This window comes from Chryseobacterium sp. ZHDP1, from assembly GCF_018603435.1.
In the GTDB taxonomy this organism is placed as follows: Bacteria; Bacteroidota; Bacteroidia; order Flavobacteriales; family Weeksellaceae; genus Chryseobacterium; species Chryseobacterium indicum.
The window spans coordinates 942538-958352 of sequence record NZ_CP075682.1; the positions used below are offsets into that span (position 1 = coordinate 942538).

14 protein-coding genes are annotated in these 15815 nt (G+C 36.8%); 4 read left to right on the top strand and 10 right to left on the bottom strand.

Annotation, left to right across the window (positions count from 1 at the left end; all coding sequences use genetic code 11):
- The first annotated feature begins 253 nt into the window (after positions 1–253).
- From KKI44_RS04295 to KKI44_RS04305, 3 genes are all read left to right on the top strand, one after another.
- Positions 254–1471: a T9SS type A sorting domain-containing protein gene (locus KKI44_RS04295; RefSeq protein ID WP_214589991.1), complete on the top strand. Its 1218-nt coding sequence runs from the start codon at positions 254–256 to the stop codon at positions 1469–1471.
- Positions 1472–1505: 34 nt separating this feature from the next.
- The gene (locus KKI44_RS04300) at positions 1506–2774 is read left to right on the top strand and encodes a T9SS type A sorting domain-containing protein (RefSeq protein ID WP_214589992.1); all 1269 of its coding nucleotides are present in this window, start codon (positions 1506–1508) and stop codon (positions 2772–2774) included.
- Between the two features lie 194 nt (positions 2775–2968).
- Positions 2969–4117 carry a methionine aminotransferase gene (locus KKI44_RS04305; RefSeq protein WP_214589993.1) on the top strand — a complete coding sequence of 383 codons (1149 nt, stop codon included), beginning with the start codon at positions 2969–2971 and terminating at the stop codon, positions 4115–4117.
- Positions 4118–4473: 356 nt separating this feature from the next.
- Here KKI44_RS04305 and KKI44_RS04310 read toward each other — a convergent pair whose 3' ends face one another.
- Both KKI44_RS04310 and KKI44_RS04315 read right to left on the bottom strand, forming a co-directional pair.
- Positions 4474–5238 (bottom strand): SDR family NAD(P)-dependent oxidoreductase, encoded by a 765-nt coding sequence (locus KKI44_RS04310; RefSeq protein WP_214589994.1) that lies wholly within the window; start codon positions 5236–5238, stop codon positions 4474–4476.
- Positions 5239–5328: 90 nt separating this feature from the next.
- Positions 5329–6267 carry a helix-turn-helix domain-containing protein gene (locus KKI44_RS04315; protein WP_410492773.1) on the bottom strand — a complete coding sequence of 313 codons (939 nt, stop codon included), beginning with the start codon at positions 6265–6267 and terminating at the stop codon, positions 5329–5331.
- Positions 6268–6414: 147 nt separating this feature from the next.
- On the opposite strand from KKI44_RS04315, the gene KKI44_RS04320 reads away from it, so the two are divergent.
- On the top strand, positions 6415–6576 hold the full coding sequence (locus KKI44_RS04320; RefSeq protein ID WP_214589996.1) for a hypothetical protein: 162 nt from the start codon (positions 6415–6417) through the stop codon (positions 6574–6576).
- Between the two features lie 201 nt (positions 6577–6777).
- Here the strand turns inward: KKI44_RS04320 and KKI44_RS04325 are convergent, their stop codons facing one another.
- The 8 genes from KKI44_RS04325 to KKI44_RS04360 all read right to left on the bottom strand — a co-directional run bounded on the left by KKI44_RS04325 (position 6778) and on the right by KKI44_RS04360 (position 15813).
- Positions 6778–7740: a transposase gene (locus KKI44_RS04325; protein WP_250902065.1), complete on the bottom strand. Its 963-nt coding sequence runs from the start codon at positions 7738–7740 to the stop codon at positions 6778–6780.
- Positions 7741–7935: 195 nt separating this feature from the next.
- The gene (gene ychF / locus KKI44_RS04330) at positions 7936–9027 is read right to left on the bottom strand and encodes a redox-regulated ATPase YchF (RefSeq protein ID WP_214589997.1); all 1092 of its coding nucleotides are present in this window, start codon (positions 9025–9027) and stop codon (positions 7936–7938) included.
- A 250-nt stretch (positions 9028–9277) separates the two neighbouring features.
- Positions 9278–9478 carry a bacteriocin-like protein gene (locus tag KKI44_RS04335; protein ID WP_214589998.1) on the bottom strand — a complete coding sequence of 67 codons (201 nt, stop codon included), beginning with the start codon at positions 9476–9478 and terminating at the stop codon, positions 9278–9280.
- Positions 9479–9626: 148 nt separating this feature from the next.
- Positions 9627–10178, bottom strand: coding sequence for a ferritin (locus KKI44_RS04340; RefSeq protein ID WP_214589999.1), 552 nt, complete (start codon positions 10176–10178; stop codon positions 9627–9629).
- Positions 10179–10397: 219 nt separating this feature from the next.
- Entirely contained in the window at positions 10398–12251 is a 1854-nt protein-coding gene (locus KKI44_RS04345; protein ID WP_214590000.1) for an alkaline phosphatase family protein, read from the bottom strand.
- A gap of 415 nt (positions 12252–12666) precedes the next feature.
- Positions 12667–13338 (bottom strand): HAD-IA family hydrolase, encoded by a 672-nt coding sequence (locus tag KKI44_RS04350; RefSeq protein ID WP_214590001.1) that lies wholly within the window; start codon positions 13336–13338, stop codon positions 12667–12669.
- Between the two features lie 6 nt (positions 13339–13344).
- Positions 13345–14499 carry a TIGR03364 family FAD-dependent oxidoreductase gene (locus KKI44_RS04355; RefSeq protein ID WP_214590002.1) on the bottom strand — a complete coding sequence of 385 codons (1155 nt, stop codon included), beginning with the start codon at positions 14497–14499 and terminating at the stop codon, positions 13345–13347.
- Between the two features lie 12 nt (positions 14500–14511).
- Positions 14512–15813 carry a DUF5690 family protein gene (locus KKI44_RS04360; protein WP_214590003.1) on the bottom strand — a complete coding sequence of 434 codons (1302 nt, stop codon included), beginning with the start codon at positions 15811–15813 and terminating at the stop codon, positions 14512–14514.
- Between the last annotated feature and the right edge of the window lie 2 nt (positions 15814–15815).

A 15815-nucleotide genomic window follows, 5' to 3' on the forward strand; every position in this document is an offset into this window, starting at 1 on the left:
ATATTTTTTTAATTTTTAAGCTGTCTTCGGGCAGCTTTTAACATTTATTAAAAAATACTTTACACTTACTCAAAATCTTCCCACACTTACTTAATCACCTTAGTGTGATATTGTTTTAAATGATACTTTTAAACTATTAACTACATGTAGAAAATAAAACAAACTAAAAGGTGAAAACCAAAATGTATTATTCATTGAGTATTAATTCTTAAAGTTTTTGTTGGTTTTTGATGTATAAAATCAATTTCGCATCATGGTAAGAATGTATTTTTTAACTCTCTGTTTTCTCTTAGGAAGCGTCATGCTTTTCGGGCAGAATCCACCCTGCTCAGATTTTAATGATCCTGTAAATCCTTACGGAAACTGGGCTCCTGCTGCACCGCCCAACGGAAACGTTAGTGTAGGCGTAGATTCTCCCAATCCGCTTGACGGATCACAGTTTCTTGTTATCAAGGATAAATCCGGAGGTTCCTGGTACCAGAACTGGAAAGATTACCAGAATCTGGGAAAATATTTTCTGGGACAGTGCATTTACTTTGATTTTTATCTGGAAAACGACAGTGGCTATGGATTGCCTTATCATCCGTACATTACTATTTCCGACGGAACCAACAGTGCGACGTTTGTTGCGAGCGTAACTGTAACTCCCGGAAGCGGATGGGTTCGTATAAAAGCGCCTATTCAGCTTTCCAGCGGCGGTGTTCTTCCGAGCAATTCCGACGGAGCATGGACGATGAGTCCCGTTAATGCGGCAGTTTTTGATAATATCATCATGAATACTCAGCTTATTGCGATCACTCCGGATATTACCTCTACACAACAGGAAGTTATGTATTTTGATAATATTTGTGTAAAACCTTGTGAAGGCTGTAACGAATGTAACTCTAACTTTAAAATCCAAACTACAACTAGTACATCCGGAAATTATACCACGGCTCAGGTATTTTTAGAAAGTACCAACTCTCCAAGCGTGTATAAGGTAGACTGGGGCGACGGAACGACAGGAAATGTACTTACTTCGCATACCTACAACACACCGGGAAGCTATACAGTTTGTGTGACTCAGCTTCAGGGAGACGTACCTAAATGTAAAACCTGTATTTCAATCTGTATTCCGAAACCCGCAGAAGGCGGAAATGCCAGAAATTCGGCTAATCTGAAATCTCCTCTGAAAGATGTGGCAGATGCAGCAAGAGCAGAATCCGGAACAGCCAGCCAACTGGATTATAATCTGGTTCCCAATCCTGCAAAAAATTATGTGGATGTGCAGACTAATCTGGCAAAAAGAGGAAATGTAACCATCAGAATAATGGATGCTTCCGGAAAAATTCTGATCAGTAATTCTGAAATAGTGGAAAGCGGAAAACAAAGCATCAAGATTAATACAGAGAAACTGATTCAGGGAACCTACATCGTAGAAGTGCAGTCTGATAACAGTAAATCTGCACAAAAGCTTTTAATTTCGAAGTAAATTCAGTCAAAACCAACACACAAAATAATATAGCATGAAAACAAATCTAAAAACCGGAGGACTGCTTCTGAGAAGCTTCCAAATCATAAAATCGCAAAGATTACTTTTAGCCATTTTCATCAGTCTGATTTCTTATTCAGAAGTTTCTGCGCATGCTTCTACGATTACAAGAAAATGGTGCGGCGGATTTTTTCACAGAAAATTTGTTGCTCAGGCTCAGACTTCCGCACTTTCTTACACAAAATATGTAACAGGCTATAATTGTATCGGGCAATTTGTAGGATACGGAAATATAGGTTATTGGTCTTCAACCTGCTCCAATGAAAGCAAAGGATGTTCCCGTCCTCAGACAGCCACCTGCAGCAAAAGCGGAACGGTTTACGATCAGGTTTACAATCTTTGTACACTTTCTTTCACAGGTCCCTATGCGTATAACAGCTATGCAAAAGCCGAACACCTTACAAGCGGAATTTATCTTACGCAGACTTCCTCAGGCAGAGGTTCTGCAGGACTTACAGGAAGTTATGCTTTAGATGAAAAGAAGTTCTCCAGACTTGTAGATAATGGTACTTCTTTCGGAGAAATTACCGGCGATGTTACGGTGAACGATAATAATCAGCTTGTTGTTACTAAAATGAACGGAAGAATCAGTGTTACTCCGTCAGCAGATTTTTATTCTGACGTAAAAATAGTTGTCATTAAAGAAAACATTAATATTTCGGATGATGAAGCGCTTGCCAATGAACAGGCTGTCCAAAACGGAACTTATCCCGATGTAGTGTATACCGCAACCGTACATATTTCTAAAAACGGACTTACTTACGACGGAATTTTTAAAAACGGATTTATAAGCAACCAGATTAAAGAATATGCTACCGCACAGGAAAAAGGCGTTTCTTTCAGCAATTTTTCTTCATCGGTTCCTATTAATGTTAATTTAAATGATGATGAAAAGCTTACGCTGGTAACAGTAATGGATGGCGGATTTGATATCAGTACCGCAGTGGTGCAAAAAAATGCAAATACGGCAATTGATAATACTCTTTCTTCTGACACGCCAAAACTTACTCCAAATCCTGCAAAAGATTATGTAGACGTAAATATGAACCTTGAAAAAAGAGAATTGATTATTGTAAGAATCATCAGTTCTTTGGGTAAAATAGCTGCCGAAAAATCTGAAGCGCTGAACAGCGGGAAACAATCCATAAGACTTAATACGGATCAGCTTCTGCCCGGAACTTATATTGTTGAGATAAAATCGACTTCTAAAACGACTTCGCAGAAACTGCTCATAACGAGGTAGCGCAATTCATATCTTCAAAAAAGCCATCCGAAATCGGGTGGTTTTTCTTTGAATGATTTCTTTAAAAACATTTTAAGTATTTAATTCCTGCTCCAATAAAATATCTTTTTGCGTTTTGTGGTTAATTTAAGCCAATAAATCTCTCCTGATTGTAAAAAATAAATTAAATTCGATACAAGAAAAAACAATCCTTAATGATACAACTTCCTTTATCCAAACTTTCCAATGTAGGAACTACGATTTTCAGCCAGATGACGCAGCTTGCCAATGAAAATGAAGCCATCAATCTATCGCAGGGGTTTCCCGATTTCATGCCGGATTCCGAATTGCTGGATCATGTGGATCATTTCATTAAAAAAGGCTTTAATCAGTATGCACCGATGGGCGGAATGATTGGTTTGAAGGAAGAAATTGCCGGAAAAATAGAAAATTCTCATCAGGCAGTGTATCATCCAGATTCTGAAATTACCGTTACTGCAGGCGGAACTCAGGCTATTTTCACTGCAATTGCGACTTTTGTAAAGAAAGAAGATGAGGTCATTATTTTTGAACCGGCTTACGACTGTTATGAACCTACGGTAGAGCTTTTCGGAGGAATTGTAAAGCGTTTCGAAATGAAAGCTCCCGATTATGAAATCGACTGGAATGTTGTGAAAAATTTAGTCTCGGAAAAAACAAAGATGATTATCCTGAACAATCCGAACAATCCTTCCGGAAAGATTTTAAAGGAAAATGACATTCAAGAATTAATTAAAATTGTGGAAGGAACTTCTATCCTGATTTTAAGTGACGAAGTTTATGAAAATATTGTCTTTGACGGAAAACAGCATTTAAGCATCTGCAAATATCCCGAACTGAAAAACAGAAGTCTTCTGGTTGCTTCATTTGGAAAACTGTTTCATGTTACCGGCTGGAAAATAGGCTATTGTGCAGCTCCGAAATATCTGACTGACGAATTCAGGAAAGTCCATCAGTTTAATGTTTTCTCCGTGAATACACCGATGCAGCTTGCTTTGGCGGAGTATATGAAAAATCCGGATCATTACAATCAGCTGAATCAGTTCTTTCAGGAAAAAAGAGATTTTTTAAGACAGGGTTTAGCCAATACTTCTTTTGAATTACTGGATTGTGAAGGAACTTATTTTCAGGCTTTAAAATATGATAAGATTTCTGACAAAAATGATCTTGATTTTGCTCACGAACTCACGATTAATCATAAGGTGGCAAGTGTTCCTTTCTCTTCTTTTTATAAAAACAGACTGAATGAAAATGTTATCCGTTTGTGTTTTGCCAAGAAGCAGGAAACTTTAGAAAGAGCTTTGGAAAATTTGTCTAAACTGTAATTTCGTTGATCGTTGATTTAGCAAACTATAAAGATTTCAAAAAAAATTTAACCACAAAAGATGCAAAAGACTTTATTGGATTTATTTAAAGTATTTCAAAAGTCTGCAAAGAGAAAAAATCTTTGATTTTTTTAAAACTTATGTGCTCTTTTTTCCATTTAAGTATTAAACTTAAACTACTAAAGTGTTACAATCTTTTGCATCTTTTGCGGTAAAAAAGTTTAGACAAATTTTCCATTTAAGTAGTAAACTTTAAAAACTAAAGTGTTTCCATCTTTTTGCATCTTTCGCAGTAAAAAAGTTGAAATAAAAAACTGGTGACATTGATAATTTCTGTCATCAGTTTTTATTTAAGATTATAAAAACATACCTCCGGAAGCTTCAATTCTCTGTCCGTTGATCCATCTTGCCTCTTCGGTACACAGGAAAGCCACTATTCCGCCGATATCGTCGGGAACACCTGCTCTTCCTAAAGCGGTATTATTGGCAACCATAGTATTGATGTTTTTATCATCCCTTGTTCTTCCGCCGCCAAAATCTGTTTCAATAGCACCGGGAGCCACAACATTGGATTTAATTTTTCTTGCGCCCAATTCTTTTGCCTGATATTTCGTAAGCATATCAATGGCTGCTTTCATAGAACCATATACGGAAGATCCGGGTAATGCAAACCTTGCCAATCCTGATGAAACGTTGATGATTCCACCACCTTCATTCATAAAAGGCAAAAACTTCTGAGTCAGGAAAAATACTCCTTTGAAATGAATATCCACCATATCGTCCAACTGCTCTTCGGTAACCTCCGGAATCGGGCAGTACAAAGCTGTTCCTGCATTGTTGATGAGATAATCGATATTTCGGCTGCCTGTATTTTCTTCAAGGTGATCTCCCACCGTTTTTACAAAAGCATCAAAACTTTTCACCTCTTTTGTATCCAGTTGATAAGCAATTGCTTTCTGTCCTAAAGACTGAATTTCTTCTACTACTCTATCCGCTTCTTCCTTATTGGTTCTGTAAGTTAAAATGACATCAAGACCTTTCTGGGCAATTTTAATAGCAGAATTTCTTCCTAATCCTCTGCTTCCACCTGTAATCAGAGCAATTTTTGTTCTTGTTTCCATTATTTAATGATTTATTTTAATGAGACAAAGTTCAGGTAATTTACGGTTCAGGCGTTTGCTTTAATCAAACTTAAATTTGCAAAATTCAAATCATGATCGAAATTCCAAAGGAGCGAGAGATGTTTTCTTTTTGAAAAAGTTTGAAAAATGAGCAATTTCCTCAAATCCTAGAGCATAGGAAATCTCAGAAACATTCCACTTGGTCTGTTTCAGAAGAATTTTTGCTTCCTGAATAACCCTTTCTGCAATAATTTCCGTAGTGGTTTTTCCTGTACTTTCTTTCAGTTTTTTATTCAAATAATTTACGTGAACAGCCAATCGGTCTGCATAATCTTTTGCCGTTTTCAGCTGCAGTCTCTGATCCGATGATTCTATGGGAAACTGCCTTTCCAACAGTTCTATAAACAGCGAAACAACACGCAGTGAAGCATCATTTGATGTTGATAATTTTGAAGCCGGCTGCAGCTTCTGCCCGTAATGAATAAGCTCCAGAACATAATTCCTGATAAGATCATACTTAAAAATATAATCAGAATTAATTTCTTTTTTCATCTTATCGTACAGCTGTTCAATTTCGTCAGCCAGATCATCCTCAATCTCAAAAAGAGGCACATTTCCAGGCTGAAAGATCGGCAAATCTTCAAGAGTATTATGCGATTTATCCTTAATAAAAAAATCTTCTGTAAAAACGCAGAAACTCCCCGACTGGAAAGGATCTTCGGGAATCCAGTGATACGGAACTTTAGGAGTCGCAAATAAAAGTGCATTCCCTTTTATCTGAATAATTTTATCTGCATATTCCGCCCTGTTTCTGCCTCTTATTAAGCTTATCTTGTAATATTTCCTCCTGTTGTAAGGCATTTCAGAAGTTGTTTTTGCTCTTTCCAGAGTTTGGGCAATATCAAAAACATTAAAATGGCCGATTTCCTTATGAAGCCCTTTCGGAAAAATAGTCTCGATATCCGTTCCGAGTTTTGCGGTCATTTCTCTGTAAAAGTCATCCAGCGAAGTGTAGGAAGTATGCTGCATCTTTTCCATAACTGAAATTTGTAAAATTCAAATGTACGGAATATTATTTCCGAAATCCCAAACAATAATTTTATAAATTTATCAAACAAAAGTGATTTATATTGAATTATTTTATATATTAGTGATGTCAAATTAAAAATATTCAATATGAAAAATCAAAATTTAAGCAACAGAAGGAAATTGAACAAAAAACAACTGCGTTCTATTACAGGGGGAAAAGAAATGTGTATAGATCGTAATACAGGGGAATGTAGAAAATATGGTCCATTTTGTGGTGAGATACAATGCCAGCTCATTCCTGATTTATAAATTAAGGTAATGTACTGAAAAATAGTTGGTGAAATTCAGGATATATTTTAATAAATTATGGATGTTAATCCGAAGAGGACAAAAGCACTGGTGGAGATCAACTTTTCAGCAATAGGATTAATGTTCAAAACGATAGTTTTAAGGTGAGGTTTCCCTCACCTTTTCGTTTATTATCGGATGAACCTTATGGCTAAAAAAACTCTATTTTTCGTTAGAAAAATAAATATACCATTTGATGAAATTGATTCGGTTTTTCAATGTGAGACCTCTGTGCAGGTCGAGATGATTTTTTAAATGGCTGAAATATCCCTCAATACCATTGGTTGTTTTAGGAATATTGGGATTTTCCAGATAATGAAACATATTGGGCAATGCCCGTTTTATAGTAAAATACGATCGTCTGATAAGCTTGTGGGTATACCAGTATCTTTCGGTTTCAAGATTAATTGTTTTTTCATTAATATAATCCTGATGTCTCAAATACCAGTCGTTGAGTTCATTTTTCCACCAGATTTTATCGTTTTGTGTTTTAATTTTCAGTAATAATAAAACGTGTTTTCGAAGTTCCTGACCGGCAATGTGTTTAGGAAACTTTGTGAGCCAGATCAGGCACATTCTCTGAATATGAACCAGACATCTCTGAGTAATGATGTCTCCATCAGATTTATTTATGGCTTTCAAAACGCTTTTATGTCCATCTGTAGTAATGCTTTCCAGCTTTACGCCCAGCCGTAAAAGATTGTTTAAATCTTCCCTGATTTCTTCATAATGTTCTCCATCGGTAAAACGGATAAGCTGTGTATATCCATCAAAATCATCCTGATAAGCAATTAAACAGAACTGAGCAAAATAAGTTGCATCCATTCTTAAATTCACCTTTTCCCGTTTGATGATCTTTAAGGTAGGAGACTGCTCTAAAATGGTATAAAATGTTTTCTGCAAAGTATCTTTCGAATAACCGCTGTCTCTGCAAAGCGTTTTGTAGGTCTGCCTTTCCAATACCCATTTTTTGAACCAGATAAAACGATTTTTAATTCTCTGCTCCGTTCTGTTTTGAGTAAATAAAATCCCGCAATTTTTACATTTAAATCTTTGCTTTCCCCCTTGTTTTCCCCAACGAATTACCTCCAGGCTTGAACAAGACCAACAACGTTTTTTTGCCATTTTTCAGACAAAGAAAAAGTTTTATGAAACACGTTTCATAAAACTTCCTCCAAGCAGCCTAACAATGAGGTTTTGATAGGATTCTACCAACTATTTTTCAGTATTATGCCTAAATTAATTTATTAAACAAATAAAAACGCTTCGAAGCAATGCTCCGGAGCGTTTTTCTTTATAACTAACTTTAATACTTTATTCTTATACGTTGAATCTGAAGTGCATGATATCACCGTCTTTTACGATATATTCCTTCCCTTCTACAGAAAGTTTTCCGGCTTCTTTTACTTTTACTTCAGAACCGTAGTTTACGTAATCATCATACTTGATTACTTCTGCACGGATGAACCCTTTTTCAAAGTCGGTATGAATTACACCCGCCGCTTGAGGAGCAGTCCACCCTTTTCCGATTGTCCACGCTCTTACCTCTTTTACTCCTGCTGTAAAATAAGTCTGAAGTTTTAATAAATCATAGGCTTTTCTGATCAGTCGATTTACTCCCGGCTCCGTAAGACCAAGCTCTTCAAGGAAAATTTCTCTTTCTTCGTAAGTTTCAAGTTCATTGATGTCTGCTTCAATCTGAGCGGCTAAAACAACGACTTCTGCACCTTCATTTTTTGCCATTTCTTCAATTTTACCAATCCATTCGTTACCATTCTTTATTGAATTTTCATCCACATTACAAACGTAAAGAACCGGCTTATTGGTTAATAATTGAACATCTCCGATAATTGATTTCGTAAAATCATCTGTTGCAAATTCTCTCGCATTTTTACCGTCTTCTAAAAATTTCTGAAGATTCTGAAGTGTTTCATAAGCCAAAACATCTTCTTTTTTACCGGATTTGATGAACTTTTTAGCTTTTTCAACTGCTTTTCCTACCGTTTCCAGATCTTTCAGCTGAAGTTCGATATCAATGATCTCTTTATCTCTTAACGGATCTACCGAGCCTTCTACGTGAACAATATTACCGTTATCAAAACATCTTAAAACATGGATAATTGCCTCACATTCGCGGATATTGGCAAGGAACTGGTTTCCCAAACCTTCTCCTTTACTTGCTCCTTTTACAAGTCCTGCGATGTCTACAATCTCTACAACTGCCGGTAAAACTCTTTCAGGTTTTACTAATTTTTCAAGCTCAAACAATCTGTGATCCGGTACTGAAACAGTCCCCAAATTCGGTTCGATGGTACAGAAAGGATAGTTTGCCGACTGTGCTTTTGCATTGCTCAGACAGTTAAAAAGAGTTGATTTACCTACATTCGGTAAGCCTACGATTCCACATTTCATAACGAAATTTTTATTTTATTTATAATGCTATGTAACCTTTCGGTTTCATATTGTAAAATTCTATGGTTAAGATTAATATTCAAATTGGAGGTTATTTCCGATCTGAACTTTCAGCGTGCAAAGATAGTGATTTTAAAGCATAATTCCTTCACCCTTCTATTAATTAAATTCTAAGCTATTTTCCTTTCCAGAAATAAATTATCCCCGAAACATTAAGCTTCGGGGACATTTTGTTAAAGAGATGTTTCAATTATCTTGGGAAAGGAAGAGTTGGATGAATAGGATCTACAGGATAGCATCCGCAAAGACAATCCCACTGATCAAATACCTCATCGCAAACACCAATGGCTTCACATCTCCATAAATGTCCTACAGGACAAGCTGGAACATTGGGTCCTGCTCCTTTTACCTGCTTCAGCTGTTCTCTTGAAATTTTTTTCAAATTTTTCATAGTAATTTTTATTTGTAATTCAGACAAATATAATAATATTCTCTACATAATGAATTATTAAGTTAAAAATTTACTATAGAAATAAAACTATTCTAAAAATCCGTCACCACTATGACGGATTTCAATAATTTAATTTCAAAAAAGATTATTAAGGATTATCTCCCGTCGCTTCCTGCGCCAATGGAACGTCTCCCGGAGTTTCCTGTAAAGTTTTATCTAAGGTAAATAAAGATTCATCCGTAGCTCTGTCTCCACCTGCAATTTTTAATTTATCCATCAGATTCTGCGCCAGTGTTTCCTCTTCAATCTGCTCCTGTACAAACCACTGCATAAAGTTCCACGTTGCCCAGTCTTTTTCTTCAAGAGCCATATCTACAATTTTATAAATGGCAGTGGTATTATCTACTTCATGTTTGAAAACCCCTTCAAAACAATCGGTAAGCGATTCCGGATCTGCCGGAGGAGCAGGAATTGCATCTACCTTTGGCTTTCCGCCTCTGTTTAATACATATTCCATGAATTTGATGGAGTGATTTCTTTCTTCCTGAGCGTGTCTGTACAGGAAATTGGCCATTCCCTGATATCCTTTATCGTCTGCCCAGATTCCGTATGATAAAAAGGTGTGTGAAGCGTGAATTTCTTTGTTCATCTGGTCGCTTAATGCTTTTTCAATGGAATCGGAAAGTCTTTTGGTATTCATAATAGATATTTTTTGTGATTATGAATCTATGGATACAAAAATAGTTCCGAGAAGTTTTTATTTTTAACCAAAACATTTACACACATCCACAAACCACTGAATTACATCATTTTAAGCCATTAATTTATAGTTATTCTAAAATATGAAGATAAAATTTTCAGATCAAAAGAAAACTTCCGGTATAAAAACGGAAGCCTTCTCTAAAAAATTATCTCTGTTCTATTGCTTTATCAATGTTTTCGTAAGTGACTTTCCTTTCCCTGTTATTTTTATGTAATAAATTCCGCTCGGGAAATGATTAATATTTAGTTTTTCATGGTAATCATCGTTGTAAGAATTCACATTTTTTGATAAAACCAATGATCCTCTTGCATCAATAATTTCAATCTTCATTTCTTTTTCCTTTGATTTGAATTGTATATTTACCTCCTGATTCGAAGGATTGGGATAAATAATAAAATCATTCGTTGTAATCTCCTTTTCTTCAGCAGATAAGCTTCCGTTAGCACATAGTGGAATTCTGTTGACCCCATCAATTCCCCAAGATGGCTGAACGGGAATACACAGCCAGTTCAATACAGTCGGCAAATGATCCGTTTCCCGGGTTGTCGATAAATAATTATAAATTTTAAAATTAGTAATCGTGTTCAGATTTCTGGCAGGAGATCCGGTAATCGTAACAGTGTTTGCATTCGGACCGGAATCCGCCAGTGTATTTCCCGAAACCTCATCACATTTCCAGTTGGCAACCAATTGAGAATAATAAGGATGCGAAGCTGTAATATCCTGATTTGCCCAATTCACGATGACCTCATTCGGAAGCGCAGATTTCCACACTCTGATGTCTCTGTAGGAAGCTGCGAGTGTTGGACTGTAGGTGTTCGTCCCGTCCTGATTGATCGTAAACGGAAGTCCCGAATCAATATTTCCAATGGTATTCATTTTTGCAAAAGTTACGGGAACACCATCTTCATACATCGTTACAAGTCCGTCTCTGTCGAAACTTACGGCAATATGCTTCCATGTATTGAGTTCCATTTTCCCACCCACAAGATCAATCCTGTTGATTCCGTCGCCGATATTCATTTTAAAAGTCTGTCCGGAATATCCTGAGATCACAAAGCCTTTGTTTTTTCCGTTTGCCCAGTTTTTATTACTGATCATTACAGGATCACTGGTGTACGCAACATTGGGTTTCACCCAGAATTCAACTGTAAAATCCTGAGTTGCCCCAAAATTAAATGGAGTCTGATTCGCAGGTTTTGCATACGTTCCTGCCGGAAGATTGAGCTGATTGAACGTTTTAGGAGATTCTGAAATGGTTCTGCTGATTTGCTGAGGAGTAAAATTAAGATTAGAATAGATGGTAAAAGTATTCCTTTCCGAAAGATTTCCGCCTCCATGCCCGTTATCTACCGCACCATGATCCGTAGTTAAAACAACCAGCCAGTCTTCATTACTGTACGTTGATCGGCTTTTCATAGTGTTTACAATTTCTCCGATGTACGTATCGATGGTTTGTATGGAAGAAACATACTGCGGTACAGAAGACGAAAAGCCATAAGAATGTCCGGCGTGATCCACATCGTCAAAATCAATAAACAAAATATCCGGATTATCGTTTTGCAAAGCATTTACAGCCGCATTTTTCACTGCAAGATCCGTTGTGAAATTAGTCTTTACATCGGCGTTCTGAACAATGGTATTGTTAACCGGAGCCCAATGAGCCAGAGAAATGGTTCTTAAATTGGGATTATACGCTTCCGTTCTCGTTAAAAAGTCAGGGTAATTTGCATAGTTCGGACTGGTAAAATTATTGTCCTGCACATTGTGTTTCGTATGCCAGACTCCTGTAAGCATGGTGCTCCAGCCGTTTCCGCTCAAAGTAATTGCGGCACAGAGTCCGTCTAAAGAATAAACTGACTGATTTGCCAGTGCATGAATGTTCGGTGTACCGGAAGACATCATAACATCCGCCCGACAACCGTCGATCCCGATAAAAAGAACTTTCTTCGTCTGAGCTCCGAGAAAACAGCTCATTACGACTGCCATTGAAAATAGTTTTGCTTTCATAATAATAAGTGGGTTTTGAATTTTAAGACTTTACAAACTTTAGGTTGATTGAGTAATTTTAAAAAGGGATGTTGGGAACTTTGTCAAAGTTTAAAACTTTGACAAAGTTGATTTCCTGATTTCACGAAACCGATGTTCAGAAGTAAAAAAGAGGCTGAATTTGGATAAGCGTAATTTGAAAGAATTAGAGTTTGTTTAAACTTTTTTTTAAAATAAAATATTCTTGTTGTAAAACGCAAAGACGCAGGATTTTTATTCGTCTCAAATCTTTAAGGCGCAAGAAAATCAAAGATTTTCAATAGGGAATATGCTTAATTTTATCGTAGATAAAATCTTTGCGCCTTAAGACAAAACCGTATTTGATGAATATTTTGCGCCTTTGCGATGGTTATATCCATTCAGTTAAAACAAGCTTTTAGTAAAAAAATCGTTCAGCCTCAGAAATCGTGTTAAAAATATAATCGGGATTGGATTTTTCCAGTTCAGCCTTGCTCTGCGCCCCGGAAAGAACAGCTACCGTAACTCCGCAGCCTGCATTTTTGCCTTCTTCGATATCGATGACAGAATCGCCCGCTTTTAAAACTTTTTCAGGTTCATGAATATTGAATTTTTTCATAGCCAGAAGAATCATTTCCGGACTTGGCCGGCTTTCCGAAACGTCATCGGCTGTAATTAAAGCATCAAAGTGCGCATTTTCTTTCCAGCCCAGTTTTTCCAAAAGTTGCAGGGCAATTTCGGAAGTATAGCCTGTATTTAAAACAATCTTTTTATCCTGAGTTCTCATCTTGATGAGGAAATTTTCAACGCCGTTAATCGGTTTTACCACTAAATTCTGATACGCTGTTTTCAGCTGATCCGAAAAGCTTTCAAAAATGGCAGCCGCATCTTCTTCATTTCCGCCTATTTCTTTTAACAGACTGCTGATCGCTTCCAGTTTTTCCATTCCGGCGCAGCTTAATAAAACTTTTTCCAGAGAAACGCTGTATCCGTAATCATTCACGGATTTCATTAACGTTTTATATACCACATTATCTTCATCAATGGTGGTTCCAGCCATATCCAGAACCAGTAATTCTATGTTCTTCATTTAATTTTATGCGTAAATTTTATCTATATTAAATTTTGAAAAGCCTCCGCTTCCCGTCATTCCCTTTCCTCCGATTCCTGTTACAATATGAATGTTGGGAGAAGGACTGTACTCGAAAATATCTTTTGTTTTGCATTGGGAATACACTCCAAACCATCTTCTCTGGATCTCGTAAGTCGGAAGATCTATGATTTTCTTTGCTTCATTAATCATGAATTCATCAATTTCCATATTCAGATCAAATCCTAAATCATCTGCATTTTTCGCATCTGCATATTCATGGGAATCTCCTAAAATAACCGAACCGTCCAAAGCCTGTTTGAACAAAATATGAACGCCGTATTTTTTCTCAAAGGAATTCGGATCTTCCAGTGACTTGATTTTTTTGAAAGACGGACATTCTTCAAAGGCTTCATACCTTCTGATGGAAAGTCCGGTGAGAATATTTCCCTGAAGCGCATAAATTCCCTGTGGCTTTGTCTGAAGCATCTGCAGTTTGCTTACTTCGAGATCACTTTCGTTAAAAACTTCGGGATATAAGGTTTTAAATTCATGTCCGCCGCAAATAATGATTTTTGAAGAATTCAGTTCTGAACGATCAGAAGTTACGGCAATACATTTTCCATTATTTTCATGGGTTTCAACAATGGTCGTGTTGTAGAAAATTTCCAGCTTCAGTTTTTCCTGTAGGAACCGATGAAGTTTTACAATCATATCAGCAGAATCTACCGACAATTCCTGAGGGAAAAACAATCCGCCCTTGCAGTAATCTGAACGGAGTCCGTCAAATTTACTGATGCATTCACTTTTTGACAGGAGAACAGATTCATACTCATTATTTTTATTGATTTCATGTAGCTCATTAATCAGCTGAAGCTCTTCGTCATTGGATGCGATATAGACCGAACCGTTTTTTCGTACCGTTAAATCAGCCTGAAACTGAAGTTCGTTATACATGGTTAAACTTTCTCTTCCGAAGTTCTGCCATTTGAGATCCATTCCGGAAGGTACGACCTGTCCGAAATTTCTTACCGTTGCTCCTTGAGGGACAGAATTCTTCTCCACTAAAGCTACCTTAAGTCCTTTTTTCAGCGCATGATACGCATGAAAAGTTCCTAAAATGCCTCCTCCTACAACGATTAAATCGAATTTTGTTGTCATTTTTACTATAATTTATATACTTTTCGAAGGATCAAAACTGATGTATGGTTTTTTATTGATTTCATTTTTTCCTGATTTTCTTCTGAATGCAACCAATGCGATGAAGGAAGAAATCAGCACAATGGCTACAATGATGTAGTTTAGGCGGATATAAAAATTCAGCCATGAAGTCTGAGGTGAGCCAAAATTTTTGTAAAGCAGAATCAGAACACTTCCCAAATACCCGAAAGAATCTACGAGATAAATCAGAAACCCTACATTTCCTTTGATATTGAAAGCAGCAATCATTCTGTCGAAATAAATTCCGTTGAACGGGATATAACAGAGGTACATTCCGAAACCTGAAAGAACCATCCATAAAAAAGGCGATATAACAGTGCTTTCAAATAAAAAGGTTGAAAAACCTACGGTTAAAATCCCTCCAAAAAGAAGATAATGATACCAGGCAAAAGCTTTTCTGTTGTTTTTGATCTTCACCATAAAACCTAAGATCAGAAGCACCATAACAGCAATCGGAATTTCCGTTAAGGTAAAGACAGAGCTGCTGAATCTGATGTGCAGATTATCCCATATCTCGCGGTTGAAATTATCTCTGAAGTCCCTTAAAACTGTAAGACTTACGTACAACAATGTAATGCAGACCATCGGAACCAGAAACTGCTGAATGATTTTTTTTCTTTCTGCTTTATGAAGCGGCTCTCTTTTGTTTTTTAACAGAATGTCTTCTTCCGTAGGCTGCGGAAGTTTTTCCAGCATCAGTCCGAATATGAGCAACGGAATAATGAATAATAATCCTGCCGAAAAAGGCATCCAGAATTCTGAAACAGAGAAAGTATCCATCAAAAACTTTCCTGCGGATTTTGTAAATCCTGAAGAAACCACAAAGCTCGAACACAAAAACAAACCGATGATTTCTGTTGTTTTCCTTCCTTCAATATAAGAAAAAACGATTCCCCAGATCATCCCGAGCGGAATCCCGTTAATGAACATACAAAGAATATTGTATGGAGCAGGAATGACGGCAAAACCCAGCAAAGCAAGTTCTGCCACTACAATAAAAATGAATAAATAGAAGATCCTATTTTCCGGCTTTAGTTCTGAAATAAACTTAATTCCAAGAAACTTTGAGATAAAATATCCCATAACCTGCGCAATGATTATCAAAACTTTATAGTCGATCCCGAAATAAGAAAGTCCTTCGAAAGAGGCAACTGTAAAGGGTTTCCGGAAACCGTACATGCAAAAGTACACTCCAAATGCCGCAAAAGCCGCTTTAAGGGTTACTGCTGTTTTTTTATTGACCGCTTTTATCATGA